18 protein-coding genes are annotated in these 22752 nt (G+C 62.7%); 15 read left to right on the top strand and 3 right to left on the bottom strand.

Translation table 11 applies throughout. From position 1 onward, the window contains the following. Window positions 1-5 precede the first annotated feature (5 nt). From PQR27_RS05635 to rfbC, 12 genes are all read left to right on the top strand, one after another. Window positions 6-1058, top strand: a complete 1053-nt coding sequence (locus PQR27_RS05635; RefSeq protein ID WP_408522731.1) for a microcin C ABC transporter permease YejB — start codon at window positions 6-8, stop codon at window positions 1056-1058. Further along, window positions 1012-2127 (top strand): ABC transporter permease, encoded by a 1116-nt coding sequence (locus PQR27_RS05640; protein ID WP_408522732.1) that lies wholly within the window; start codon window positions 1012-1014, stop codon window positions 2125-2127. The genes PQR27_RS05635 and PQR27_RS05640 overlap by 47 nt, the downstream gene beginning before the upstream one ends. After that, window positions 2124-3752, top strand: coding sequence for an ABC transporter ATP-binding protein (locus PQR27_RS05645; RefSeq protein ID WP_408522733.1), 1629 nt, complete (start codon window positions 2124-2126; stop codon window positions 3750-3752). The genes PQR27_RS05640 and PQR27_RS05645 overlap by 4 nt, the downstream gene beginning before the upstream one ends. A 25-nt stretch (window positions 3753-3777) precedes the next feature. Continuing rightward, a complete protein-coding gene (locus PQR27_RS05650; RefSeq protein WP_408522734.1) occupies window positions 3778-5214 on the top strand; it encodes a TldD/PmbA family protein in 1437 nt (478 codons plus the stop codon). Beyond that, window positions 5214-6575 carry a TldD/PmbA family protein gene (locus PQR27_RS05655; RefSeq protein WP_408525415.1) on the top strand — a complete coding sequence of 454 codons (1362 nt, stop codon included), beginning with the start codon at window positions 5214-5216 and terminating at the stop codon, window positions 6573-6575. The genes PQR27_RS05650 and PQR27_RS05655 overlap by 1 nt, the downstream gene beginning before the upstream one ends. Window positions 6576-6579: 4 nt before the next feature. Next, window positions 6580-7161, top strand: a complete 582-nt coding sequence (locus tag PQR27_RS05660; RefSeq protein ID WP_408522735.1) for a GNAT family N-acetyltransferase — start codon at window positions 6580-6582, stop codon at window positions 7159-7161. Window positions 7162-7164: 3 nt separating this feature from the next. Beyond that, complete coding sequence (locus PQR27_RS05665; protein WP_408522736.1) at window positions 7165-7713, top strand: GNAT family N-acetyltransferase; 549 nt, start codon at window positions 7165-7167, stop codon at window positions 7711-7713. A 12-nt stretch (window positions 7714-7725) separates the two neighbouring features. Further along, on the top strand, window positions 7726-10929 hold the full coding sequence (locus tag PQR27_RS05670; RefSeq protein WP_408522737.1) for a multidrug efflux RND transporter permease subunit: 3204 nt from the start codon (window positions 7726-7728) through the stop codon (window positions 10927-10929). 435 nt (window positions 10930-11364) lie between these two features. Further along, window positions 11365-13884: a hypothetical protein gene (locus tag PQR27_RS05675; RefSeq protein ID WP_408522738.1), complete on the top strand. Its 2520-nt coding sequence runs from the start codon at window positions 11365-11367 to the stop codon at window positions 13882-13884. Then, window positions 13854-14888, top strand: coding sequence for an NAD(P)/FAD-dependent oxidoreductase (locus PQR27_RS05680; RefSeq protein WP_408522739.1), 1035 nt, complete (start codon window positions 13854-13856; stop codon window positions 14886-14888). Before PQR27_RS05675 ends, PQR27_RS05680 begins: the two co-directional genes overlap by 31 nt. A gap of 739 nt (window positions 14889-15627) precedes the next feature. Beyond that, complete coding sequence (locus tag PQR27_RS05685) at window positions 15628-16623, top strand: GlxA family transcriptional regulator (protein ID WP_408522740.1); 996 nt, start codon at window positions 15628-15630, stop codon at window positions 16621-16623. Between the two features lie 102 nt (window positions 16624-16725). Next, complete coding sequence (gene rfbC, locus PQR27_RS05690; RefSeq protein ID WP_408522741.1) at window positions 16726-17277, top strand: dTDP-4-dehydrorhamnose 3,5-epimerase; 552 nt, start codon at window positions 16726-16728, stop codon at window positions 17275-17277. A gap of 27 nt (window positions 17278-17304) precedes the next feature. Here the strand turns inward: rfbC and PQR27_RS05695 are convergent, their stop codons facing one another. After that, window positions 17305-18207, bottom strand: a complete 903-nt coding sequence (locus PQR27_RS05695) for an EamA family transporter (protein ID WP_408522742.1) — start codon at window positions 18205-18207, stop codon at window positions 17305-17307. Between the two features lie 104 nt (window positions 18208-18311). Between PQR27_RS05695 and PQR27_RS05700 the strand changes: the two genes are divergently transcribed. Next, window positions 18312-19214, top strand: a complete 903-nt coding sequence (locus PQR27_RS05700) for a LysR substrate-binding domain-containing protein (RefSeq protein WP_408522743.1) — start codon at window positions 18312-18314, stop codon at window positions 19212-19214. 115 nt (window positions 19215-19329) lie between these two features. Beyond that, a complete protein-coding gene (locus PQR27_RS05705) occupies window positions 19330-19959 on the top strand; it encodes a GNAT family N-acetyltransferase (RefSeq protein WP_408522744.1) in 630 nt (209 codons plus the stop codon). A 197-nt stretch (window positions 19960-20156) separates the two neighbouring features. On the opposite strand, the gene PQR27_RS05710 is transcribed toward PQR27_RS05705, so the two are convergent. Together PQR27_RS05710 and PQR27_RS05715 are read right to left on the bottom strand one after the other, a co-directional pair. Beyond that, a complete protein-coding gene (locus PQR27_RS05710) occupies window positions 20157-20318 on the bottom strand; it encodes a DUF1328 domain-containing protein (RefSeq protein ID WP_007182451.1) in 162 nt (53 codons plus the stop codon). 787 nt (window positions 20319-21105) lie between these two features. Further along, a complete protein-coding gene (locus PQR27_RS05715) occupies window positions 21106-21732 on the bottom strand; it encodes a LysE/ArgO family amino acid transporter (RefSeq protein ID WP_408522745.1) in 627 nt (208 codons plus the stop codon). 97 nt (window positions 21733-21829) lie between these two features. Here PQR27_RS05715 and PQR27_RS05720 point away from each other — a divergent pair, with 97 nt between their 5' ends. Next, window positions 21830-22723, top strand: coding sequence for a LysR family transcriptional regulator ArgP (locus PQR27_RS05720; protein ID WP_408522746.1), 894 nt, complete (start codon window positions 21830-21832; stop codon window positions 22721-22723). Window positions 22724-22752: the final 29 nt, after the last annotated feature.

Here is a 22752-nt window from a genome sequence, read left to right on the forward strand (position 1 = left end):
ACAGCATGCTTGCCTACATTCTCAGACGTTTGCTGTTGATGGTGCCGACGCTGATCGGCGTGGTTACGCTCACCTTTGTCGTCACGCAGTTCGTGCCGGGTGGGCCGGTCGAACAGGTGATGACGCAACTCCGCCACGGCGCTGGCCGTGGCGGAGAGGCGGGGGCGGGCGGTGGCGGCTATCACGGCAGCCAGGGCGTCGATCCGCAGCAGATCGAACAGATCAAGAAACAGTTTGGCTTCGATAAACCGCCGCTCGAGCGCTATCTGCTGATGCTCAAGCACTATGCGACTTTCGATCTTGGCCAGTCGTACTTCCAGCACGACAGTGTGTGGGATGTCATCAAGTCGAAGCTGCCAGTATCGATCACACTCGGTCTATGGACGGTGATGCTGACGTATCTGATCTCGGTGCCGTTGGGGATCGCGAAAGCGGTGCGTAACGGCTCGCGCTTCGATACCGTGACGAGTGTGCTGGTGCTGGCAGGCTATGCGATCCCCGGTTTCGTGCTCGGCGTGCTGTTGCTGATGCTGTTTGGCGGCGGCACGTTCTGGCAGGTGTTTCCGATGCGCGGGCTCACCTCGGATAACTTCAGCGAACTCAGTACCTTCGGCAAAACGCTCGACTATCTGTGGCACATCGTGCTGCCCGTTACCGCTTCGGTGGTCGGCAACTTCGCGATCGTCACGATTCTGACCAAGAACACTTTCCTCGAAGAAATCGGCCGTCAGTATGTATTGACCGCGCGCGCCAAAGGCGCGCCCGAGCGCGACGTGTTGTGGAAGCACGTGCTGCGCAACGCCGCGATTCCGTTGCTCACGGGTTTGCCCGCGGCGTTTGTCGGTGCCTTCCTGAACGGCAATCTGCTGATCGAAACGCTGTTCTCGCTCGACGGTATGGGCCAGCTTTCGTACGACTCGGTGATTCGCCGGGATTATCCGGTCGTGCTGGGTTCGCTCTTCCTGTTCACGCTGATCGGCCTCGTAACCAAACTCATCGCTGACGTCTGCTATGTCATTGTCGACCCCCGCATCCAATTCAACCGCCTGGACCGCTGAGGCGGCGGGCGTGACGCACGCGGCGTCGCCATCGCCATGGCGGCGCACGTGGCTGCGTTTCAGACGTCAGCGGCTCGGTTACTGGAGCCTCGTGATCTTCGCCACGCTGTTCGTGATCAGCCTGCTTGGCGAGGTATTGGCGAACGACCGCCCGTTGCTTGTGCGCTACGACGGTCACTACTATTTCCCGATCGTGAAGGACTATTCGGAGACCCTGTTCGGCGGCGATTTTCCGGCCCGCGCGAACTATCTCGATCCGTATATCCGTTCGCGGCTCGAATCGAATGGCAACTTCGCGATCTATCCGCCAAATCATTACCACTACGACACGATCGACTACTTCGCCGCGCATCCGTATCCGGCGCCGCCTTCGGCGAGCAACTGGCTCGGCACGGATCAGTTCGGCCGTGACGTGCTGTCGCGGCTGCTGTACGGTTTCCGCTTGTCGGTGTTGATGGCCTTGGCGCTGACCGTATCCGGCGTGCTGATCGGCGTATTGACCGGTGCGGTGCAGGGCTTTTATGGCGGGCGCACCGATCTGATCGGGCAGCGTCTGATCGAAATCTGGAGTTCGATGCCGGACCTGTATCTGCTGATCATCTTCGCGTCGATCTTCGAACCGACCTTGTGGTTGCTGTTCGTTCTCCTGTCCCTGTTCGGCTGGCTCGTGCTGTCCGACTATGTACGCGCCGAGTTTCTGCGTAATCGTTCGCTCGATTATGTGAAAGCGGCCCGCACGATGGGCCTCTCGAACTGGCAGATCATGTGGCGCCACGTGCTGCCTAACAGCCTGACACCGGTGATCACGTTCCTGCCGTTCCGTATGAGTGCGGCCATTCTGTCGCTGACGAGCCTCGACTTTCTCGGCCTCGGTGTGCCGCCGCCGACGCCGAGCCTCGGCGAATTGCTTCAGGAAGGCAAGAACAACCTCGACGCGTGGTGGATTTCGATTTCCGCGTTTGCCGCGCTGGTGATCACGCTGCTGCTGCTGACTTTCATGGGCGACGCGTTGCGTAATGCGCTCGATACGCGTTCGCGCGGTTCGGCTTTCGGCGGAGGTCCGCGATGAGCGACACGACAGTGAGCAGGCCGCTGCTGGAAATCGACCGCTTTTCCGTGCGTTTCGGCGACAAGGTCGCGGTCCATGAACTGAGTCTCTCGATTGCGCGTGGCGAGCGCGTTGCGCTGGTCGGCGAATCGGGCTCGGGCAAGAGCGTGACCGCGTTGTCGATCTTGCGCCTCGTGGACCAGGCGCAATTGAGCGGACGCATGTTGCTCGACGGTGAAGATCTGCTGCAAAAAACCGAGCAGCAGATGCGCGGGATTCGTGGCGCCGATGTAGCCATGGTGTTTCAGGAGCCGATGACGGCGCTCAATCCGCTCTTCACGATCGGCAAGCAGATCGCCGAGAGCTTGCGCTTGCACGAAGGCCTGCGGCCGAACGCGGCGCGCGAGCGCGGCATTGAATTGCTTCGGCGCACCGGCATTCCCGAGCCGGAACGGCGCATCGACAGCTTTCCACATCAGCTCTCAGGCGGCCAGCGGCAGCGCGCGATGATCGCAATGGCGCTCGCTTGCCGTCCGCGTCTGCTGCTTGCCGACGAACCGACCACCGCGCTCGATGTCACCGTGCGCCAGCAGATCGTCGATCTTCTGATCGCGTTGCAGGAGCAGGAAGCGGCCGAACGCGGCATGGCCGTGCTGCTGATTACGCACGACCTGAACCTGGTCAGGCGCTTCGCGCAACGTGTCGCGGTGATGGAAAAGGGCGTGCTGGTCGAAACCAATACGACCGGGGCACTCTTCGGCAATCCACAGCATCCGTACACGAAGCGCTTGCTGGACAGCGAGCCGCAACGCGCGGTCGAACCGATCGAAGCCGGCGCGCGGCGTCTGCTCAAGGTGCAGGGGTTGGCGGTCGATTACCGCACCTCCGGCAAAGGCTGGCGCTCGATGTTCAGGCACTCGGCGTTTCGCGCGGTACAGGATGTCGATTTGAGCCTGCGGCGCGGTGAAACGCTGGGCATCGTCGGCGAATCCGGTTCGGGCAAGTCGACCCTCGCGGCCACGGTACTCGGTTTGCAGCAGCCCGCCGCAGGGCATATTCATATCGACGAGATGCCGTTGTCGACGCTGAAGACCGCCACCTCGCGCCGAGCGCTGTATGCACGCATGCAGGTGGTGTTTCAGGACCCGTTCGGTTCGCTGTCGCCGCGCATGACGGTCGAGCAGATCATCGGCGAAGGACTGGCGGTGCATCGGCCGGAGGTGGATGCGAGAGCCCGGCGCGCGCGCGTGGCGAGTCTGCTGGAAGAAGTGGGCATGCCCAGCGATTCGATGCTGCGCTATCCGCACGAGTTTTCCGGCGGTCAGCGCCAACGTATTGCGATTGCGCGCGCGCTCGCGGTTGAACCGGAGTTGCTGGTGCTGGACGAGCCGACCAGCGCGCTCGACGTGTCGATCCAGAAGCAGGTGCTCAATCTGCTGACAAATCTGCAGAAGAAGTACAAGCTAAGCTATCTTTTCATTACGCACGATCTGGCGGTGATGCGCGCCATGGCGCATCGTGTGATCGTGATGAAGTCCGGACGCATTGTCGAAGCCGGCAACACGCTCGACGTATTGCATGCGCCGTCGCACCCCTATACCCAGTCGCTACTAGCCTCGTCGCTGGTCCTGCCGGCGGCGGGCTGAACACGGACTCATCAGAGAACCTCGAATGATTGACGAACGTTGGGCGCGAGCCGCCCGGTCGCTTACGAGCCGCGCGGCGTTCTGGTCGCTGCGCATTGTCGACGAACAGATCGACGATCATGAAGTCCGCAACGACATCGCGCAGCCGCTGCGCACGGTGCGCGATCGTGGTGCGATGCTGATTGCGTGGGTGGGCGCGGGGGCGGGCTATGCCGCCACGGCGAATCTGTCCGCGGCAGGTCTGCAGCAAGCGCTGGATATCGCCACCGCGCGTGCCGAGGCGAGCGCGGCACTCTCGCTGATCGACCACCGCGAGGTGGCGCGTCCTTCGGTCAGTGGTCAATATGCTTCGCCCAATGCGCTCCAGGGTTTGCCGGCGCGAGCCGATTGGCTCGATCTGCTGGGCCATGAATGCGCGAGCGCGAAGCTGGATTCACGCATCGTCGAGCGCGTGGCGGCGGTGCAGATCACGCACACCGATCAGTTGTACATCACCGGCGACGGTGTGCGGATCGACCAGCAGTTCCGCTTCGTCATGCCGCAATTGAGCGTGGCCGCGCATGCGAATGGCGATACCCAGGTTCGCACGCTCGGCGGCAACTACGGCACGCTCGGGCAGGGCGGCATCGAGGTGCTGGCGCGCTTTGGCTTCGAGGGGTCGGGCGTGCGTGTCGCGAACGAGGCGCTGCAACTGCTGGCCGCGCCGAATTGTCCGTCGGGCAAGCGCGACCTGCTGCTGATGCCGGATCAGATGATGTTGCAGATTCACGAGTCGATTGGTCATCCGCTCGAACTCGATCGCATTCTCGGCGACGAGCGCAACTTCGCGGGCTGGAGTTTCGTCAAGCAGGACATGTTCGGCTCATACCGTTACGGCTCGGAACTGCTCAACGTGACCTTCGACCCCGAGTTGCGCGAGGAAGCCGCCTCGTACGCATTCGACGACGACGGCACCGAAGCGCACAAGCAATATCTGATTCGCGACGGTGTGCTCGAGCGGCCGCTTGGCGGCGCGCTGTCCCAGCAACGCGCGCATATGCCGGGCGTGGCCAACTCGCGCGCATCGAACTGGAACCGGCCGCCCATCGACCGCATGGCCAACCTGAACATCGAACCCGGCGACAGTTCGCTGGAGGAGATGATCGGCAACATCGAACACGGCATCCTGATGCGCACCAATACGTCCTGGTCGATCGACGACCACCGCAACAAATTCCAGTTCGGCTGCGAGTTCGGCCAGTTGATCGAAAACGGCAAGCTTACGCAGATCGTCAAGCAGCCGAATTATCGCGGCATCTCGGCAAATTTCTGGCGCAGTCTGAGCGCCGTCGGCAATGCGGGCACGCGCGAGGTGTATGGCACTTCCATGTGCGGCAAGGGCGAACCCGCGCAGATCATTCGCGTCGGTCACGCATCGCCGGCCTGCGTGTTCAGCAACATCGACGTGTTCGGAGGCGCATGATGAGCCAGTTCATGTCCTCGCGAGCCGGTGCATCGCTCGACTGGCAGCGGCATTTCACGTCGCTCGCCGATGCCATCGAGCGCTCGCAGCAAGGCGCGGAAACCACGCTGAGTTCGTTTGCCGGCGAGCAGTCCGACTTTATCCGCTTCAACGCTGGCAAGGTTCGGCAGATCGGCAGCGTGTCGCAAGGCAAGCTGACCTTGCGTCTGATCGACGGCGCGCGTCAGGCCTATTCGACGCTCACCGTTTGCGGCGACTTGCAGCAGGATCTCGAAGAAGTGAGCGCGGCGCTCGCTACCTTGCGTGAAGGTTTGCGCGACGCGGCGGACGATCCGCACCTGCTGTTCGATGCGTCGCAATGGCAGCGCGCCACGCAGCGTTCCGGCAGGCTGCCGGATCCGCAAGGCTTGTTGCACACGGTCGCCGAATGCGCAAGAGGTCTCGATTTCGTGGGCTTTTATGCGGGCGGCACGATCGTGCGCGGTTTTGCTTCCACTAGCGGTAGCCGCGGCTGGTACGAAGTCGATAACTTCAATTTCAGCTGGTCGCTGTATGACCCGAGTGGCCGCGCGATCAAAACGACTTACGCCGGCGACGACTGGAACGACGTCACGTTCGCACGCAAGGTCGAACAGGCGGCCACCCGGCTTGCCGTTCTGGCGCGCACGCCGCGTGCATTGGCACCGGGGCGCTATCGCTCGTATCTGGCGCCTGCGGCACTGGCTGAACTGCTCGGCGTGACCGCATGGAGCGGCTTTTCCGCACGGGCACAAGCGAGTTCACGCAGCGAGCTCTACAAGTTGCACACCGGCGAAGTGTCGCTCGATCCGCGTGTGAGCCTGAGCGAAGACCTGAATCTCGGCATCACGCCAGGCTTTAACGACGACGGCTACCTGCGCGAAAGCGTCGCGCTGATTCAGGCCGGCCGTAGCGTAGGATGCCTGACCAACGCACGCAGCGCGCGTGAGTATGGATTGACGCCCAACGGCGCGCTGGCGAACGAGTCGCCTGCGGCGCTCGCGATGGAGGCGGGCGATCTGCTGGAAGAGGACGTGCTGGCGAAGCTCGGTACAGGTCTATACATCGGCAATCTCTGGTACGTGAACTTCTCGGACCGGATGAATTGCCGGCTGACCGGCATGACGCGCTTTGCGACCTTCTGGGTCGAGAACGGGCAGATCGTCGCGCCGCTCGAAGCAATGCGTTTCGACGATAGTCTGTACCGCCTGCTCGGCGACGAACTCGAACAACTCGGCGCACAAGCCGAGTTGCTGCTGAGCGACTCGACGTGGGGCGAGCGCGCAACGGGCGGCGTGCAATTGCCCGGCATTCTGGCGAGGTCGTTTGAATTGACGCTATAAGCCTATGGATCAAGGCAGAAAAACAAACCATAAAACTGGGAGCTGGCCCGAGGGGCTGAAACTGCGCGCATTGCTCGCAAGCGACGCCGAGCAGTTTCACGCGATGCAGCAACTGCCTGCAGTGGTGAATGGCAATCCGCACCCACCGTTCCAGTCTCTCGCCAGCACGCGTGAGTACATTGAAAAACTCGAGCCCAACGAGATCGTGATCGCAGCAGCAATCGGCGATACGTTGGTGGGTGAGGCGGAACTCACGCCTTCAAAGGGGCGTCGCGCGCATGCCGCATCGCTCGGCATTTGCGTGCATGACGCGTGGCATCGGCGCGGTATCGGCCATGCGCTGATGACCGAATTGCTCGATGTGGCGAACAACTGGCTCGGCCTGCGCCGTGTCGAATTGCACGTATTCGCCGATAACCACGCGGCGCTCGCGTTGTACCGCAAGTTCGGCTTCGAGATCGAAGCGCGCCAGCGTGGCGCGGTGTTGCGTCGCGGCGTGCTGATCGACTGCTATTTGATGGCGCGGCTTAGTGACGCGCCGCCGTTTGCCTCCGCGCACCCGCCACTCCAATGTGCAACGGAGTAGACCATGAGCGATCCCACATTGCAGAGCGGCGCCGTCGCGGAGAACCGCATCACCGTACGAGCGCTCGAACCCGGTGACATCGACGCGTTTGCCGACATCATGATTCAGCCTGGCGTGCGTCGCGGCACGCTCGCAATTGGCTACCGTACCGCTGAAAAGCTGCGTGGCTGGCATGAGCGCCGTCTCAAGGACACGCTGAGCGTATGCGCCTGGCTGGATGGCCGCATGGTGGGGCATGCCGGACTGACGGTTTTTCGGCCGAGCCGCGCGCACGGTGCCGAGATAGGATTGGCGGTGCATGACGCGTATCATGGGCGCGGCGTCGGCTCCGCGCTCCTGCGGGCGCTGACCGAAAGCGCCGACGGCGCACTCGGTTTGCGCCGTATCGAGCTCGCCGTGTTTGTGGACAATACTCCGGCCATCGCGCTCTATCGCAAGTTCGGCTTCGTCGAAGAGGGCCGCTCGCGCGGTTATGCGATGCGCGACGGCGTGCTGGCCGACGCGCTCCATATGGCGCGTCTCGTCGACGCGCCGTGCTTCGAAGCAATCTGAACGGACTTTTGCGTGCCATTCTTTTTTATCGACCGCCCGGTCTTCGCATGGATCGTCGCGCTTGCCATTGTCGTGGCAGGCGCGCTCGCCATTCCGCAACTGCCGGTGGCGCAATATCCGCGTCTTGCGCCGCCGCGCATCGTGATCAGCGCAACGTATCCGGGGGCGTCGACTGAAGTCGTGGATGCGAACGTCGGCAGCATCATCGAAGAGAGTCTCGATGGCGCCGACAACATGCTGTACTACGAAACCACCAGCGACAATCTCGGCGAACTCGAAATCGCCGCCACCTTCGCGCCCGGCACGAATCCCGACCTCGCGCTGGTCGACGTCCAGAACCGCCTCAAGCAGGTCGAATCGCGCCTGCCGCAGCCGGTCGTGCAGCAGGGCATTACGGTATTCAAGGCAGCCAACACGTTTTTGATGCTGGTCACGCTGACCTCCACCGACGGCACGCGCGACTCCGTGCAGCTGAGCGACTATCTGAGCCGCTACGTGCTGCGCGAACTGAAGCGCGCGCCTGGGGTCGGCGCCGCGCAACTGTGGGATGCGGACGAAGCGCTGCGGATCTGGCTCGATCCGATGAAACTGCGCGAGTACGGGCTCGGTGCAGCCGAAGTCAACAAGGCCATCGCCGCGCAGAACGCCACGGTCACCGCAGGTACGCTCGGCGATGCGCCGTTCGTGCCGGGGCAGCAACTGACTGCCTCGGTGAGCGTGAAGGGGCAACTGATTTCGCCCGCCGAATTCGGCCAGATCGTGCTCAAGGCGCGGCCCGACGGCTCGGCGGTGCGCCTGCGCGACGTCGCGCGGGTCGAACTCGGGCGCGATAATTACTCGTACTGGTCGCGCCTGAACGGCAAGGCTGCGGCGACCGTCGGCATTCAACTCGGTCCGCGCGGCAACGCGCTCGAGACCTCGAATGCGATTCGCGCGCGCCTCGCTGAATTGTCGAAAGGTCTGCCACCGGGCGTCGCCGTCGAGATTCCGTTCGACAACGCCCATTTCGTGCAGATCGCGATTCACGAAGTGCTGGTTACGCTGGCCGAAGCGGTGGTGCTGGTGTTCTTCGTGATGTGGCTGTTCCTGCGCGATCTGCGCTATACGCTGGTGCCGACGGTGGTGATTCCGGTCACGCTGATGGGCGCGTTTCTCGCGATGTATGCGTGCGGCCTGTCGATCAACGTGTTCACGATGTTCGGCCTCGTGCTCGCGATCGGCATTCTCGTCGACGATGCGATCGTGGTGGTGGAGAGCGTGCATCGCGTGATGGAAGACGAAGGCCTGCCGCCACGCGAGGCCACGCGCAAGGCAATGTCGCAGATCGGTGGCGCGATCATCGGCGTGACCGCGGTGCTGACGGCGGTGTTCGTGCCGATGGCGTTCTTCCCGGGCGGCGTTGGCGGCATCTACCGGCAGTTCGCGGTGGCGATGATTGCATCGATGCTGGTGTCGTCGTTCCTCGCACTGTCGCTGACGCCCGCGTTATGCGCGAACCTGCTGAAGCCGCACAAACATTCGGTTCCTGAACGCGACGCCCGCCGTGGGTTGCCCGGCCTCGCCGCGCGCGGCGCGAGCGGGTTCGCCCGCGGTTTCGAGCGCGCCGCGAGCGGCTATCGCGGGCTCACCGCGCGCACGCTGCGCCGCATCGGTCCCATGCTGGCAATCTATGCGGTGCTGGTCGGCGTGTGCGGTTTGATGTATTGGCACATGCCCGGCGGATTCCTGCCGAGCGAGGACGAAGGCCAGTTGCAGGTGATGGTGCAGTTGCCGGCCGGCGCGACCCAGGAGCGCACGCTCGCGGTGGTCAAACGCATGGAACAGGTGCTGCACACCGAACCGGCTATCGCGAACGTGACGAGCGTGATCGGCTGGAGCTTTACGGGAAGCGGGCAGAACGTGGCGATGGGCTTCGTCGAACTGAAAGACTGGAGCAAGCGCGCGACCAATGCGCTCCAGTTGCGCGACCGGATCAATGAGAAGTTCGGCAAGATTCTTGACGGCGACGTGCAAGCGCAACTGCCGCCTTCGGTGCCCGGTCTCGGGCATTCCGACGGCTTCGTATTCCGGCTCGAAGATCGTGGCGGGATCGGCCTCGATGCATTGAAGGCCGCGCGCGAGCAACTGTTCGCGCAGAGCAAGGCGAGCCCGGTGCTGGCCTCCGTGCATTCTGAAGATCTGCCCGACGCGCCGCGTGTCGAACTCGAAATCGACCGCGCGAAAGCCTACGCGCTCGGCGTGCCGTTCGAGCGTGTCGCCGAGGTGCTGGGCAGCACCTTCGGCTCGACCTATATCGACGACTTCCCAACGGGCGGCCGGATGCGCCGTGTGATGATCGCCGCCGACGCCGCCACGCGCATGACGGACGACGATCTCCTGGCGCTCGCGGTGCCGAACTCGACGGGCGGGATGGTGCCGCTCTCGGCAATCGCCGCGCGTCACTGGACCATCGGCCCGGTGATGCTGACACGCTACAACGGCTATCCGTCGCTCGACGTGAGCGGCCGCGCGGCGCCCGGCTACAGTTCCGGAGCCGCGATGGCCGAGATGGAGCGGCTCGCCGCTTCGCTGCCGGCCGGCGTCGGTTATGCGTGGGTCGACGCCGCGCGCGAGGAAACCGTGGCCGCGAAACTGACGCCTTTGCTGGTCGGTTTGTCGCTGCTCGCAGTGTTCATGGCGCTGGCTGCCTTATACGAAAGCTGGACGATTCCGCTGTCCGTTCTGATGGTCGTGCCGCTCGGCGTGATCGGTGCCGTGGCCGCGGTGTTGCTGCGCGGCATGCCCAATGACGTGTACTTCAAGGTCGGCATGATTACCGTCATTGGCCTTGCTGCGAAGAACGCGATTCTGATCGTGCAGTTCGCGCGCGATCTGCATCAGCGTGGCCTGCCGTTGACGCGCGCCGTGACCGAGGCCGCGGCGGCGCGCTTCCGGCCGATTGTGATGACCTCGGCGGCGTTCCTGCTCGGCGTGGTGCCGCTGGTGGTGTCCAGCGGCGCAGGCGCGGAAAGCCGCCGCTCGATCGGTACTGGCGTGTTCGGCGGGGTGCTGGCTGCCACGCTGTTCGGGCTCGTGTTCGCCCCTGTCGCGTTCCATGCAATCGTATCGCTCACGCATGGCAGGCGGCGGCTCGCGCAATTGAAGCGCAAGCGGCGCGAGCGCAAGTCGGCGAGGGAGGGGCAGACTCTTTCCGATCGAAGCATGGAGTCGTCCTGACATTCGGGCGCGTGGGATGCTGGAACGCCGGGTGGCGGTTTTTCAGCACCCGGCACGTCAGTGCATGACATTTGTGTCACAGAGAGGTCGTTGCCGCTACCACGCTGCCGGCTGACCTCGCAAACCCTTCTTCCTCTCTCTGCCTCGTATCACGTGCGTCTAGCGTAGACCCTGTCGCTCTCCGTTGCGAAAACAAGGAGATCCGCCACGTGCGTACCGTGCCATTTTTCCTCTGCGCCATTTTCCCGGAATGGGGATCGACTATCTGTGCAGCATAAGGTCAGCGTCGCCTTGCCGCATAGCGTAGCGTGTGTCGCCAACGCATGATTCTCAATAATTTTGAGACGTATGTCATGCGTTGTCCGGCACCTTCGTTCTACGGGAAAAGCGGCTCAAAGCGGGTTGTTCCATCTTGAAACTTAGGAATATACATTTATGAAGTCACGTCGAAATGGGCTGGATTCCGGGATTTGCGATCCGCTTGCGCTGGCGGGATCCCCTGACTATCAGACCCGGGCCGCGCCGGCCGCTCCGCTTATCGACCGAGTTCGGTCGATGTGTCAGCGTCTCAGTGCGGCAGGATGGCGCGAGATGCTGCTCGACGTGACCGGCGGTGCTTTCGACCTGATGGCGTCCGACCTGGAGGCGGAGCTCGTGAAACCGTTGCCGTCGATTGACCGTGGCTTTGCTGGTTTCGGCGATTTCGCCGCGGCGGGCTGCGCTGCGATTGTGCCGGGGCAGCCAGATTTCAGTTTGCTCTACCACGCGCTTGCGGCGCCGTCGGTCGTCGTGGGGCGCGATAGTGCTGCGCTCGCCGCGTATCCGACACTTGCTGACATCGATACGCTCGAAAACTATATTTTCGCGGCACGCCGCGTTTCGCTGAACGAGTTGCGCGCCGAATGCGGCGCATGGCCGATTGCCGTATCGACCTTCGCGACGCATTACCGGAATGCGCCGATGGGCGTCAACGGTCTGCGCGCGCAATTGTGCTTTTCGCGCACGGGCGTCGCCCGGATCGGCGATCTTGAACCGCACTATGACCCGGCGTTGCGCAGTTTCGTGGGCCACGACGAGAGCCGTCCGTTCGATGTCCATGTTGTCCCGCGGCGCTTCTCGACTTACCTGGCGGTCCGTAGGACGATCGACCCGGGCGGGATGGCGCGGTTCGGGCCGCAGGACCCGGCCGACGGCGACGATGCCCGTGACTTCTGGGTGCCGGTGCACAAGCTGTTCAGCGGCCCGGAGTGCATTGTCGGGATGGATCTGCAGATCCTGCGAATGTGTCGCATGCGCAACGACACACTCGCGGCGTTCCATCGCTTTCTCGATGCGCAAGGACTGCAGAACAACTGGTCGGGTGACTGCCTGGACGAGTTTCCGTTTACGATCCGCGACGAGATGATCGCATCGCTGGCGAAGAGCGCGCAGTACGGCCCCGGCGTGCTGATGCCGCGGCCGAACAGGTTGGTCGAGGAAGCACGCTACCGGGGGGAGCGGCTCACGTTCCCGGTCGATCCGCGTTATTCGGCGTATCCCGGCAATCTTCAGATCTCGTCGCTGCTCATACTGCCCGGCGCGCAGCGTTTGAGTTCTCCGCAATATCTCGACGATGCGGAACAGATGACGGCGCGGCCCGCGCCGCAATTCGTCAATGTGCGCCATCGGGTTCTCGACGACCGGATCGACAATCTGAACGATCAACCTGACTTGATGCAGATCATCGCCCGCGGCAACTACGAGGCACAGCACTACGTCGACTTCAGCGGTGACGGCTGGGTCGCGTCGACCTGTCCGGAGCTCGCCTATCACGGTATTTTCGCGTCGACGTCCGCGTTCGCGATGATCGGTTTGCCGGACTTCCTGCCTCAGCTGAGTCAGCGCGATCTGATGCTGTGGTGGACTAATGAAGTTCCCACACCGCTGCGTGATGCATTGTGGGCTATCCCGCCGCTCGCGTTGTCGCAAACGCGTATTGCCGGCAACGTCGAACTGGAGGGCGGACTATTCAGAATCGACGACGACACGGTCAGTGCGATCGTTTCGATGCCGCAGCGCCTGGACGATGCTCCCGAAAGCGCGACACGGCAAACCACCAATGGGGCGATTCGTTTTGACAAGGTCGGTTTGCCCGATGGCTCGGTCGGCGTCTTCGATCCGGGTTGGGACGCCAGTATGGGCGTGCGCCGCGGTTCGGACGGCACCTTGAAGCGTTTTCTTGTGAGTCATGGGCTCGGGTCGCCGTTCATCGAAGACGTCAAACTGTGCTCTGGTCTCGGCGCCTACTGGCCCGGCGTCGCGCCGGATGCGACCCGGCAATATCAGCCGGATAAGCAGTTGAGCGGCATTTCCTATCCGTGGCCGTCCGCGGCTCCGCTGACCGATGAGGAGCTCGGCATGGTGCCGGTCCCCGATGGACCGTTGAAGAATCGCTTCCTGCCGTGGGACGGCGTGCGCGGACCGCGCCGCGGCACGTTCCAGGGGCGGCCGGTCGTCGTCTACGACGACGAACGCCGGATCGACCATATCGATCTGCAAGACCGGATGACGGCCTTGCTGACATCGCGCATCGACCTCGTCGATTTTCAGACGCGTGCGTTGGCAATGGCCGCGGTGTACTGGAGCCTCGGCGTTCGTCCTCAGCCTGGCGTGGCTGGCGACGTGAACCGCGTGCTGCGGGACAAGGCAGCATGGGCGGTGTTTTCGTTTATTGCGGTCGGGCCGGCCGATCCCGAACTGGTCCGCATCGCCGCGCAGACCGGCGCTAGCATCGACCTGGCACGCCGCCATTACCGCTTCGAGATGTTCCGCTGGGGTGAGCGTCATGCGGATGCGGGGTGCTTGCGCAACGTGCTGGTGGATATCGAAGAAGAAGCAACGGCTTATTCGGACGGCAGACTCGTCCTCATCGAACGCGGCGGGCAATGGAAACTGGACGATACGATACCGATGTAGTGATTGTCGGCGGCGGCCCGGCGGGCAGTGCGGCGGCAATCGCCTGTGTGGCGCGCGGGCTGCGGGTGCTGCTTTTCGAGCGCGAACGGTTCACGCGCGAGCGTCCCGGCGAAACGTTGCACCCTGGCATCGAGCCGGTGCTGGAACAGTTGGGTATCAGCGGTGCACGGCTCGCGTCGGTCACCGGCGCGCGTCATGAGGGAATCTGGATTGACTGGAACGGTGCACGTCGATTCGAAATGTTCGGGCAGGACATGCAAGGAGCGTGGCGTGGCTTCCAGGTGCAGCGAATCGCGTTCGATGCGATGCTGCTGGCGCGTGCTGCCGAAGCGGGCGCGATCGTGCGTCAGCCTTGCGCGGTCTCCGGACTACTGATGCAGGAGGGGGTAGTTCAAGGGGTTTTCGTGAATGGTGCCCCGGTGACGGCACGCGTCGTGGTCGACGCGAGCGGCCGCGCGCAGTGGCTGCGCCGGCAACTGGGGATCGATGCAGCGCCGCGTTCGCCGCAACTGATCGCGCGGTATGGATATGCCAACGGTTCGTGTCCGCAGCGCGATGCCGCGCCGCAAATGAACGGCGATGCATCGGGCTGGATATGGACCGCGATGCTTCGACCTGGCACGTATCAATGGATGCGGGTGTCGTTGAACGGCGAGAAGTTGCCCGCCGACTGGGTGCCAGACGAACTGCGCCACCTCGCACCGCAAGGGCGGTCGCGCGGCGCTGACGTCACCTGGCGGATCGCAGGCGACGTCGCGCGACCGGGCTGGTTCATGGTCGGCGATGCCGCTGCGGTACTCGACCCGGCGTCATCACATGGCGTGCTGAAAGCGATTCTGTCGGGCGTGACTGCAGCGCATCTGATCGCCGCCGTGCTAGCCGACAAGGCCTCTGCGGACGCCGCCGCGCACGCGTACCACGACTGGCTTGCCGACTGGTTCAGTACCGATGCCGCACAATTGGCGCGCTTCTATCGGGACCTTGGTGTAGGTGGGTTCGGGTAGTCGCACGTCGGGTTCGTCGCGGTGCTCGCGGCGTGACAGACTCCGGGTTGGGTGATGTGAATGATCGCGAGAAGGGGCGTGCGACGTGCGGTGCGATGGATTGCGACCCAATCATCTGATGTATTGCATTCCTGCGCGCTCCGAACTAATTAAGTCATATGTTAAAACGCGATAATGTTTCAATATGGAAACATTTCCTAATTCTCATTGATTTCAGTTCGAAATACATGAAAGGAAAACGTTGCGATAAATGTGCGGTTCACCACATTGACAGAGCCGGTAAATTCCCAATTTGCGAATAAAAGCCGAATTGAACTTTCATTATTTGCGAGGTTTCAAGTTCAGGTTTGAAACACTTCCGGATGTCGATGAGCAGAATGGCGCGGGCAATGCCGACACTGCCGGCGTTCTTCCTGCTACTGCACCGCCGGCCTGAGACCCGCGTGGTGTGCGGACTTCGGGCCTGGTGGGTCGACGGGCCCGGTACGATCTACCGCACGAGCGGCGTGTGCGCGGCTTGTCATATGAAACAGACCATAATCCATTTCTTCATACATTCTATTTTCGCGGGAATGATTTGTTTTTCAAATTTACTATAGGGATGTATTCCGCTAACATCGGGCTTAATCCGTTAAGCGATGTTGCCAGCGGCTTTCAGCCGTCATAAATCAATCTCAATCATATTGGCAGGCCGACGGTTCAGCGGGGTCCACAACTTACGACAGTTTGGGGAAAGATCATGCCGCACATGCGCCTTGATACTGCGAGGATCACCTGGTTACATACGCCGAATCTGAACGTGCGTACTGCAGCGCGGCGAATTGGCGTGTTGCTGTTTGACGGCTTCTGGCTGCTTGGGCCAGGCACGGTGGTCGAGATGTTCCAGTCCGCCAACGAACTCTCGGGTTCGCGGGCCGGCGAAGATCCTCCGTATGAAGTGCAGTTCCTGTCAATGGACGGCGGCAGCGTCGCCAGTTCTTCGTCAGCACGTATCTGGACCGATCGCATCGACGCGCGCTATGGCAGCGGCTTCGACGTGCTGTTCATCGCGGGTGGTTATGGCGCGCATGTAGCCGCCCGCGATGAGCGGCTACTCAACTGGCTGCGTTCGGTGAAGGCGCGCACCCGTACGATCGAAACGATTGCCGAGGGCCGTCTCGTGCTGGAGGCCGCTGGCGCTGGCGAACATGAAGGCCCGCAGCCGAACCGCTATATGGGTAATCTCGGATCGGAGGCTGCGCTCAGCGCCGCCAGCGATCGCAATGACTGTGCGCGCAGTGCGCTGATGTTCATCAAACGCGATCTTGGCGCGGAACTTGCGCGTAGCGTTGCCGATCGCGTGATGCCGGGCATGGGCGCCACATGGGTGCCGCTGCCGGCCGAGGGCGGCACGCTCAGCGTGGCCGAAAAAATCCGTGCCGCCGCGCGCTGGATGGAGGCGAACTGCGATAGGCCTGTGTCGGTTGCCGATGCCGCGCAGGTGGCGGCAATGAGCGAGCGCAACTTTCTGCGGCGCTTCAAGCATGAAATGCAGGTCACGCCGTCAGACTATCTGTTGCAGGTGCGGCTGCGGATTGCCTGTAATTTCCTGACCGAAACCGAATTGCCGGTCGACAAGATCGCGCGCCGTAGTGGCACGGGCAACGGCGATCGCCTCGCCAAGATCTTCCGAAAACGCATGGCGCTATCACCAACCGAGTATCGCGCGCGCAGCCGGGTGGCGACCGAGGCATAGCAGACGCAAGGCGCCGGGCCGACGGCGCGTTTTAACACCGTTCGTCACAGCCGCTTCGGCGGCCGTGCTTTCGCCGGGCAGGCTTTTTACGAGCACAGCAGCATGGGCAACAAGGTAACGGCGACGGCATTGCCGGAAGTCAAGCTCATCGAGCCCGAGGTGTTCTGCGACGAATTCGGTTTCTGCTACGAGAGCTTCAGCGCGGACGAGTTTATCGATGACATCGCGCGCGGTTTCAGTTTCGTGCAGGATCGTCATTTGCGTGCCGTACGCGGCGTGTTGCGCGGACTGCACTATCAGGTACAGCGCCCGCAAGGGCGCCTCGTGCGCGTAGTGGTGGGTGAGGTCTTCGACGTCGTCGTGGACGTACGCCTGAATTCAGCGAACTTCGGTAAATGGAGCGGGACCTATCTGAGCGCGGCCAACCATCGTCAGGTGTGGGTGCCGCCGGGTTTCGCGCACGGATTCGTGGTGCTGTCCGACGTTGCCGAATGCCTGTGGAAGACCACGGAATACTGGTTCCCCGAACTCGAGCGCTGCATTCTGTGGCGAGATCCGGACATCGGCATCGAATGGCCGATCGATTTCGCGCCGACCCTCGGCGCGAAAGATGCCGCCGGCCGCCGGATCTACGAAGCGGAAAACATCGCCTGACCGTCGCCCGAAGCGTTCAGGCGCGATTCAGCGCGCAGCCACCACGGCGCCGACGCTCGCGGCTACTACCAGCAACGTGCCCACCGCCTGCATCACACCCATCGGCTGATGCAGCACGATGAAGCCTGCCAGTGCGCCGATCGCCGGTTCGACACTCATCAGGATGCCGAATGAAGCGGCCGGCATGTGCCGCAGCGCCACCATTTCCAGCGCATACGGCAACAGGGGCACCAGCAGCGCGAGGCCCGCGGTCGCCGCGATCTGTCCGGCGGCGATGTGGATGCCGCTGTCCGCGAGACCGAATGGCGTGGCCACCACTGCTGCCGCGATCAGCGACACCGACAATCCCTCCAGTCCGTCGAACACGGTGCCGATCTTCTTCATCAGCACGATGTAGGTGCCCCAACCAAGCGCGGCAGCGCCCGCGAGCAGCACGCCGAGCGGTTCGCCGATCCAGCCGGCGCGATCTCGCGAGAGCAGCACGACGCCGGCAATCGCGAGCGCCGGCCACAGCAATGCTCGCGCGCGGCGCACCGCGAAAGTCGCCACCGCGAGCGGTCCGAGAAAGTCGATCGCGACGGCCAGTCCCAACGGGATGCGCTGTAGCGCGGCGAAAAAGCACAACGTCATGCCCGCCATCGCCGCCCCCAGCACACCGGCTGCGAGCCAGCGTGAGCGCGAGTAGGTGAGAAGGCGCGGCCGCACCAGGATGGCAAGCACTAGCGCTGCCCAGCATAGCCGCAGCCAGGTGGTGCTGAGCGAGCCGTACGCTGCCATGGTCGGTGCGGAAAGCGCGGCGCCGAACTGCACACTCGACATCGACAGCACACACAGCAGCGCCGCGCCGACGGCCGCGCTGGCGGGTTTCACCGCGTCTTGCGTGGAATTCAGTGCAGGTTTCAATGCTGGTTTCAGGGTGGAGTCCTGCATCGTGGTCTTGTTGCCGCTCGGTTCGGGTTCGTTGAACGCTATCTTATCGGTGCAAGCGGCATTAAGATAAGTTGATATTGTTTATGCCCACATCAAGAAACGTGATGACACGAGATCTGGACAGCAGTCTGCTACGCGCGTTTGTCACCGTTGCCGAGGCCGGCGCCGTGGGTGTGGCGGCCGCGCGTCTCGCGCGCACGCAGGCGGCGGTGAGTATGCAGTTGCGCCGGCTGGAAGAGGACCTGGGGCAGCGCTTGCTGGACCGCTCGCCGCGCGGCGTGCAATTGACTGAAGCAGGGCAACTGCTACTACCGTACGCGCATACGATTCTAGGCGCTGGGGCCGACGCGCGGCGCGCATTGAGCGCGGGGCAGGTGTCCGGCGCAGTGCGGCTCGGCATGCTGGAGGATATTGCGGTTGGGCGGCTGCCGCGTGCGTTGCGGCGTTTTTCCACCGCTTATCCGCAAGTGGTGCTGGAAATCGTCGTGGATTCGAGCGTCGCGTTGTCGAACCGGCTTGCGGATGGCAGCCTCGATCTGGTGGTGGGCGACCCAGCGCTGGTCGACGCCGCGCCGCTGCTGACCTGGACTCAGCCGCTTTACTGGGTGGGGGCGCGCGGCTTTAACCACGATCCTGGGGCTGCGTTGCCGGTGGTTGCGTTTGGCGGCGCGTGCCTGTGGCAGCAACAGGTGTTGACGGCGCTGCGGCGTGCGGGGATTGCGTGGCGCATCGTGTGCACCAGCACCAGTTTGCCGGCGGTGCAATCAGCGGTCGAAGCCGGCCTCGGTGTGTCGGTGCTGCTCGACGGCAACATCCGCGCCGAGTCGATGCGTGTGCTGGGCCAGGCCGACGGATTGCCCAATGCGCCCACCGCGGATTTCGGTCTTTTCATGCGTGCGGTCTCCGGCGCGCAGGCCGCCGCCGTACAGGCGTTGCAGAGCTTCCTGTGCGAGGAATTGCATCTTGGCCTGCGCGAAAACGAGTCCTTGGCGCGGCCCGCAGCCTAGCTTTCCGACAGGATCCGGCGTCGCGTCTCATGTGAGTTTTTACGACATTTTTTCTTGAGCCGAGCACGCACGAAACCTACACTTCGGGCTATTCCGATAGCGCGAGGTGCTCAACGTGAAGCGATGTGCAACGACTCAGCAATCCATCCGTATCGACTACGTTTGTCATGGCGTCGGCCGTGTCGAACTGCGTCGCTTCGACCCGTCGCGCGATTCGTATGTCGCTTTGACGGCGCTGCTGCATCGGGCTTTCAAACGGCTCGGCGCGATGGGGCTCAATTGCACGTGTGTGGACCAGACGGTGGAGGCCACACGGTCGCGCGCGACGGCGGGTGACTGCTACGTCGCGGTGTGCGAAGGGCGGATTGTCGGCACGATGACGCTCCATGCGCCGGACCGCGAGTCGCCTTGCGAGCTGTACCGGCGCGACGATGTCGCGAGCTTGCGCCAGTTCGGCGTGGAGCCGGTATGGCAGGCGCGTGGCATTGGCACGATGTTGATCGCGCTTGCTGACCATTGGGCTGCCACGCGCGGTTATGCAGAGCTGGCGCTCGATACGCCACAGCCGGCTGCGCATCTGATTGCGTTTTATCGTGGCCAGGGGTTTAGGATCGTCGACTTTTTGCGCTTTGACGACAAGCGTTACGATAGTGCGATTCTGAGCAAGCCGCCTGTGGCGACGCGCACACTGGCGAACTGGTCGCATCGATTGGGTGTGCAAAGGAGCATCGCGCGGGCTGCGTGAGATGAGGGTGTTGCTTGAGTGTTGCCTGGGTTCGAAGCTTGTTGCGGCGCAATGCGATGAGGACGAGGACGTGCTGTGCGGTAAAAAACCCCGGCGAGTGCCGCAACTATTGCAATACCGTGTGGCAAGTATTGCAATAGCTGTTGCTCGTGCCGGGGTTGGGGTGTCTCGCTGACTGCGGTCGCTGGTTGCTACGGTCAGCGCCGCATGACGCCCATCAGCAAGGTCACCAGGAAGATCACGACGAAGATAAAGAACAACACCTTGGCGATTTCCGTCGCGCCTGCGGCGATGCCACCAAAGCCGAATACCGCGGCGATGATCGCGATGATGAAGAAGATTGCAGCGTATCGAAGCATGGGACCTCCCACCGATGGATTGCTGGATTAAAGACGGCTACTGGTCGTTTTGGGCACTGCGTGCCTGGACGGGTTTTTTTGCCGGCTAGTGGGGTTGAGCAATAGGTGTGCCTAAGGGTTGGTTTTTTTTTGCCTTTGGCGGCGGCATTTCCTTGTGCCTGCTTCTTCGGCCTTTCCTTGTTTGCTTATTGGTTTATTAGTGTTCCCCCTGTGCGGGGGGGGCACCTACTTTTCTTTGCCTGCCGCAAAGAAAAGTAGGCAAAAGAAAGCGGCTCACACCGCCAACTTTTAAGTGGGTCCCCTGGCTTGGAGGGGCTGGTGGTGCGATTAACGGATCACACCTCGGTCCATAAGTGCCAGTGACACAGCCGTCATCCGCTCCCACTCCGCACTGCGTGCGTCGCGGATGGGTCTGCCAGGGAAACCAGGTGCTTCGTTTGCGCGCAGCGGGGGTCATCGGCTTCGCCTCGGCGAGGCGCCGAAAAACACTGGTGGTTTTGTGAAGTACCGCGTCGGCGCGCGCAGCGTCGCCGGAAGCATGACGGCCTGGTCACTCACGAGGAAAGGTGCGCAGGCCCACTCTCTACGGGGCCACGATCCCCTCCAAGCCAGGGGAGCCGCTTAAATGTTGGCGGTGTGAGCCGCTTTCTTTTGCCTACTTTTCTTTGCGGCGGCAAAGAAAAGTAGGTGCCCCCCCGCACAGGGGGAACGCTAATAGACCAATAAGCAAACAGGGAAAGGCCAAAGAAGCCAGAACCAGGAAATGCCGCCGCCAAAGGCAAAAACCTTACCTCATTTGCGTGACAGCAATCAACAACACCATACTTCCAATAGCCCCATCCAGCACCCGCCAGGCAGTCGCACGCCGAAACAGCGGCGCCATCGCCCGCGCCCCATATCCGAGTCCGACGAACCAGATCCCACTCACCGCCATCGCGCCAAGCGCAAACGCAACCCGCGCGCCCTCCGGTTCCCGTGCCCCCGCTGTACCAATCAGCAAAAAGGTATCGAGATACACGTGCGGATTAAGCCAGGTAAAAGCCAGTGTCATCAAAATGATCGGCATCGCGCGTTGGACGGGCGCCACGTTCGCACCCGCCGCGGCATCGGTGTCCAGAGTCGCGTGAGCCGGCCGCACCGCGCGGCGCAGCGCGTTAATCCCGAACCAGGCCAGATAGGCCAACCCGACATACAACATCGCATGAACGAACACCGGGTACCGTTCGACCAATACCGACGCGCCACCCACGCCCGCGCCGATCAGAATGAAATCCGATAGCGCACACAACGCGACAATCTTGCCGACGTGCGAACGCATGATCCCCTGACGCAGTACAAAGGCGTTCTGCGCGCCAATCGTCACAATCAGCGACGCACACAGCGCCGCACCATGGGAAAAAGACAGCCAGCTCATAAGCAATCCAGTAGACGTGAGAAACGAACAAGGCTAGTCTGCGGTTTCGGCTCTCATAAGAGAAGCTAATTTACTTAATGCCAATTAAGGAACGCTAATGCTCGACTACGCCTTGCTCGATGCACTGGCGGCAGTGGTGCGCCACGGCTCGTTCGACCGCGCCGCCAGTGAACTGAATGTGACGCCGTCCGCGGTCTCGCAGCGCGTCAAGCTGCTGGAGGAGCGGGTGGGCAGCGTGCTCGTCAAACGCGGTCAGCCCTGCGTCGCGACCACCTCTGGCGCGCTGCTGTGTCGTCACACCGAACGTGTGCAATTGCTGGAGGCGGAGCTGACCGGCCGGCTGCCGGCGCTCCCAGGCGCGTTGGTCGAGCCTTGGCCCGCATTGCGTGTGGCCGTCAATGACGACAGTGTCGGCACCTGGTTTATCGATGCCGTCGCGCCATTCTGCGTGGAGCGGGAGATGCTGCTCGATCTCGTGATCGACGACCAGGACCATACCGCGCAGCGTATTCGTGACGGCAGCGTGCAAGGTGCGGTCACCACACAGGCCGAGCCGGTGCAGGGCTGCCGCTCGACACGTCTTGGCAGGATGCGCTATCTGGCGGTCTGCACGCCCGAATTTCGCGCCCGTCATTTTGCCGATGGTCTCACACGCGACACCCTGCGTCGTGCACCCTGCGTCGATTTCAATCCGAAGGATCAACTGCAAAAACGCTTCATGCGCCGCATCACGCGCGCGGAGCTCGATCCGCCATTGCACTGGATCCCCCATGTAGCGGGTTTTTTGCGCGCCTGCGTAACGGGCCTCGGCTGGGGCATGTGCCCCGAACGGATGATCGCGCCGCATCTGGCCAGCGGTGAACTGGTGGACATGGCGCCCGGCAAGCATCTCGACATCGACCTGTACTGGCAAAGCTGGCGCCTGTCGATCGGCTGGCTCGACGATTTCGGCACGGTGTTGCGCAAGCGGGCGACGGAGTTTCTCGACTAAGGCCTTAGCCCTAAGGCGGCCCGCGTTGC

This window comes from Paraburkholderia fungorum (assembly GCF_046027215.1).
In the GTDB taxonomy this organism is placed as follows: Bacteria; Pseudomonadota; Gammaproteobacteria; order Burkholderiales; family Burkholderiaceae; genus Paraburkholderia; species Paraburkholderia fungorum_D.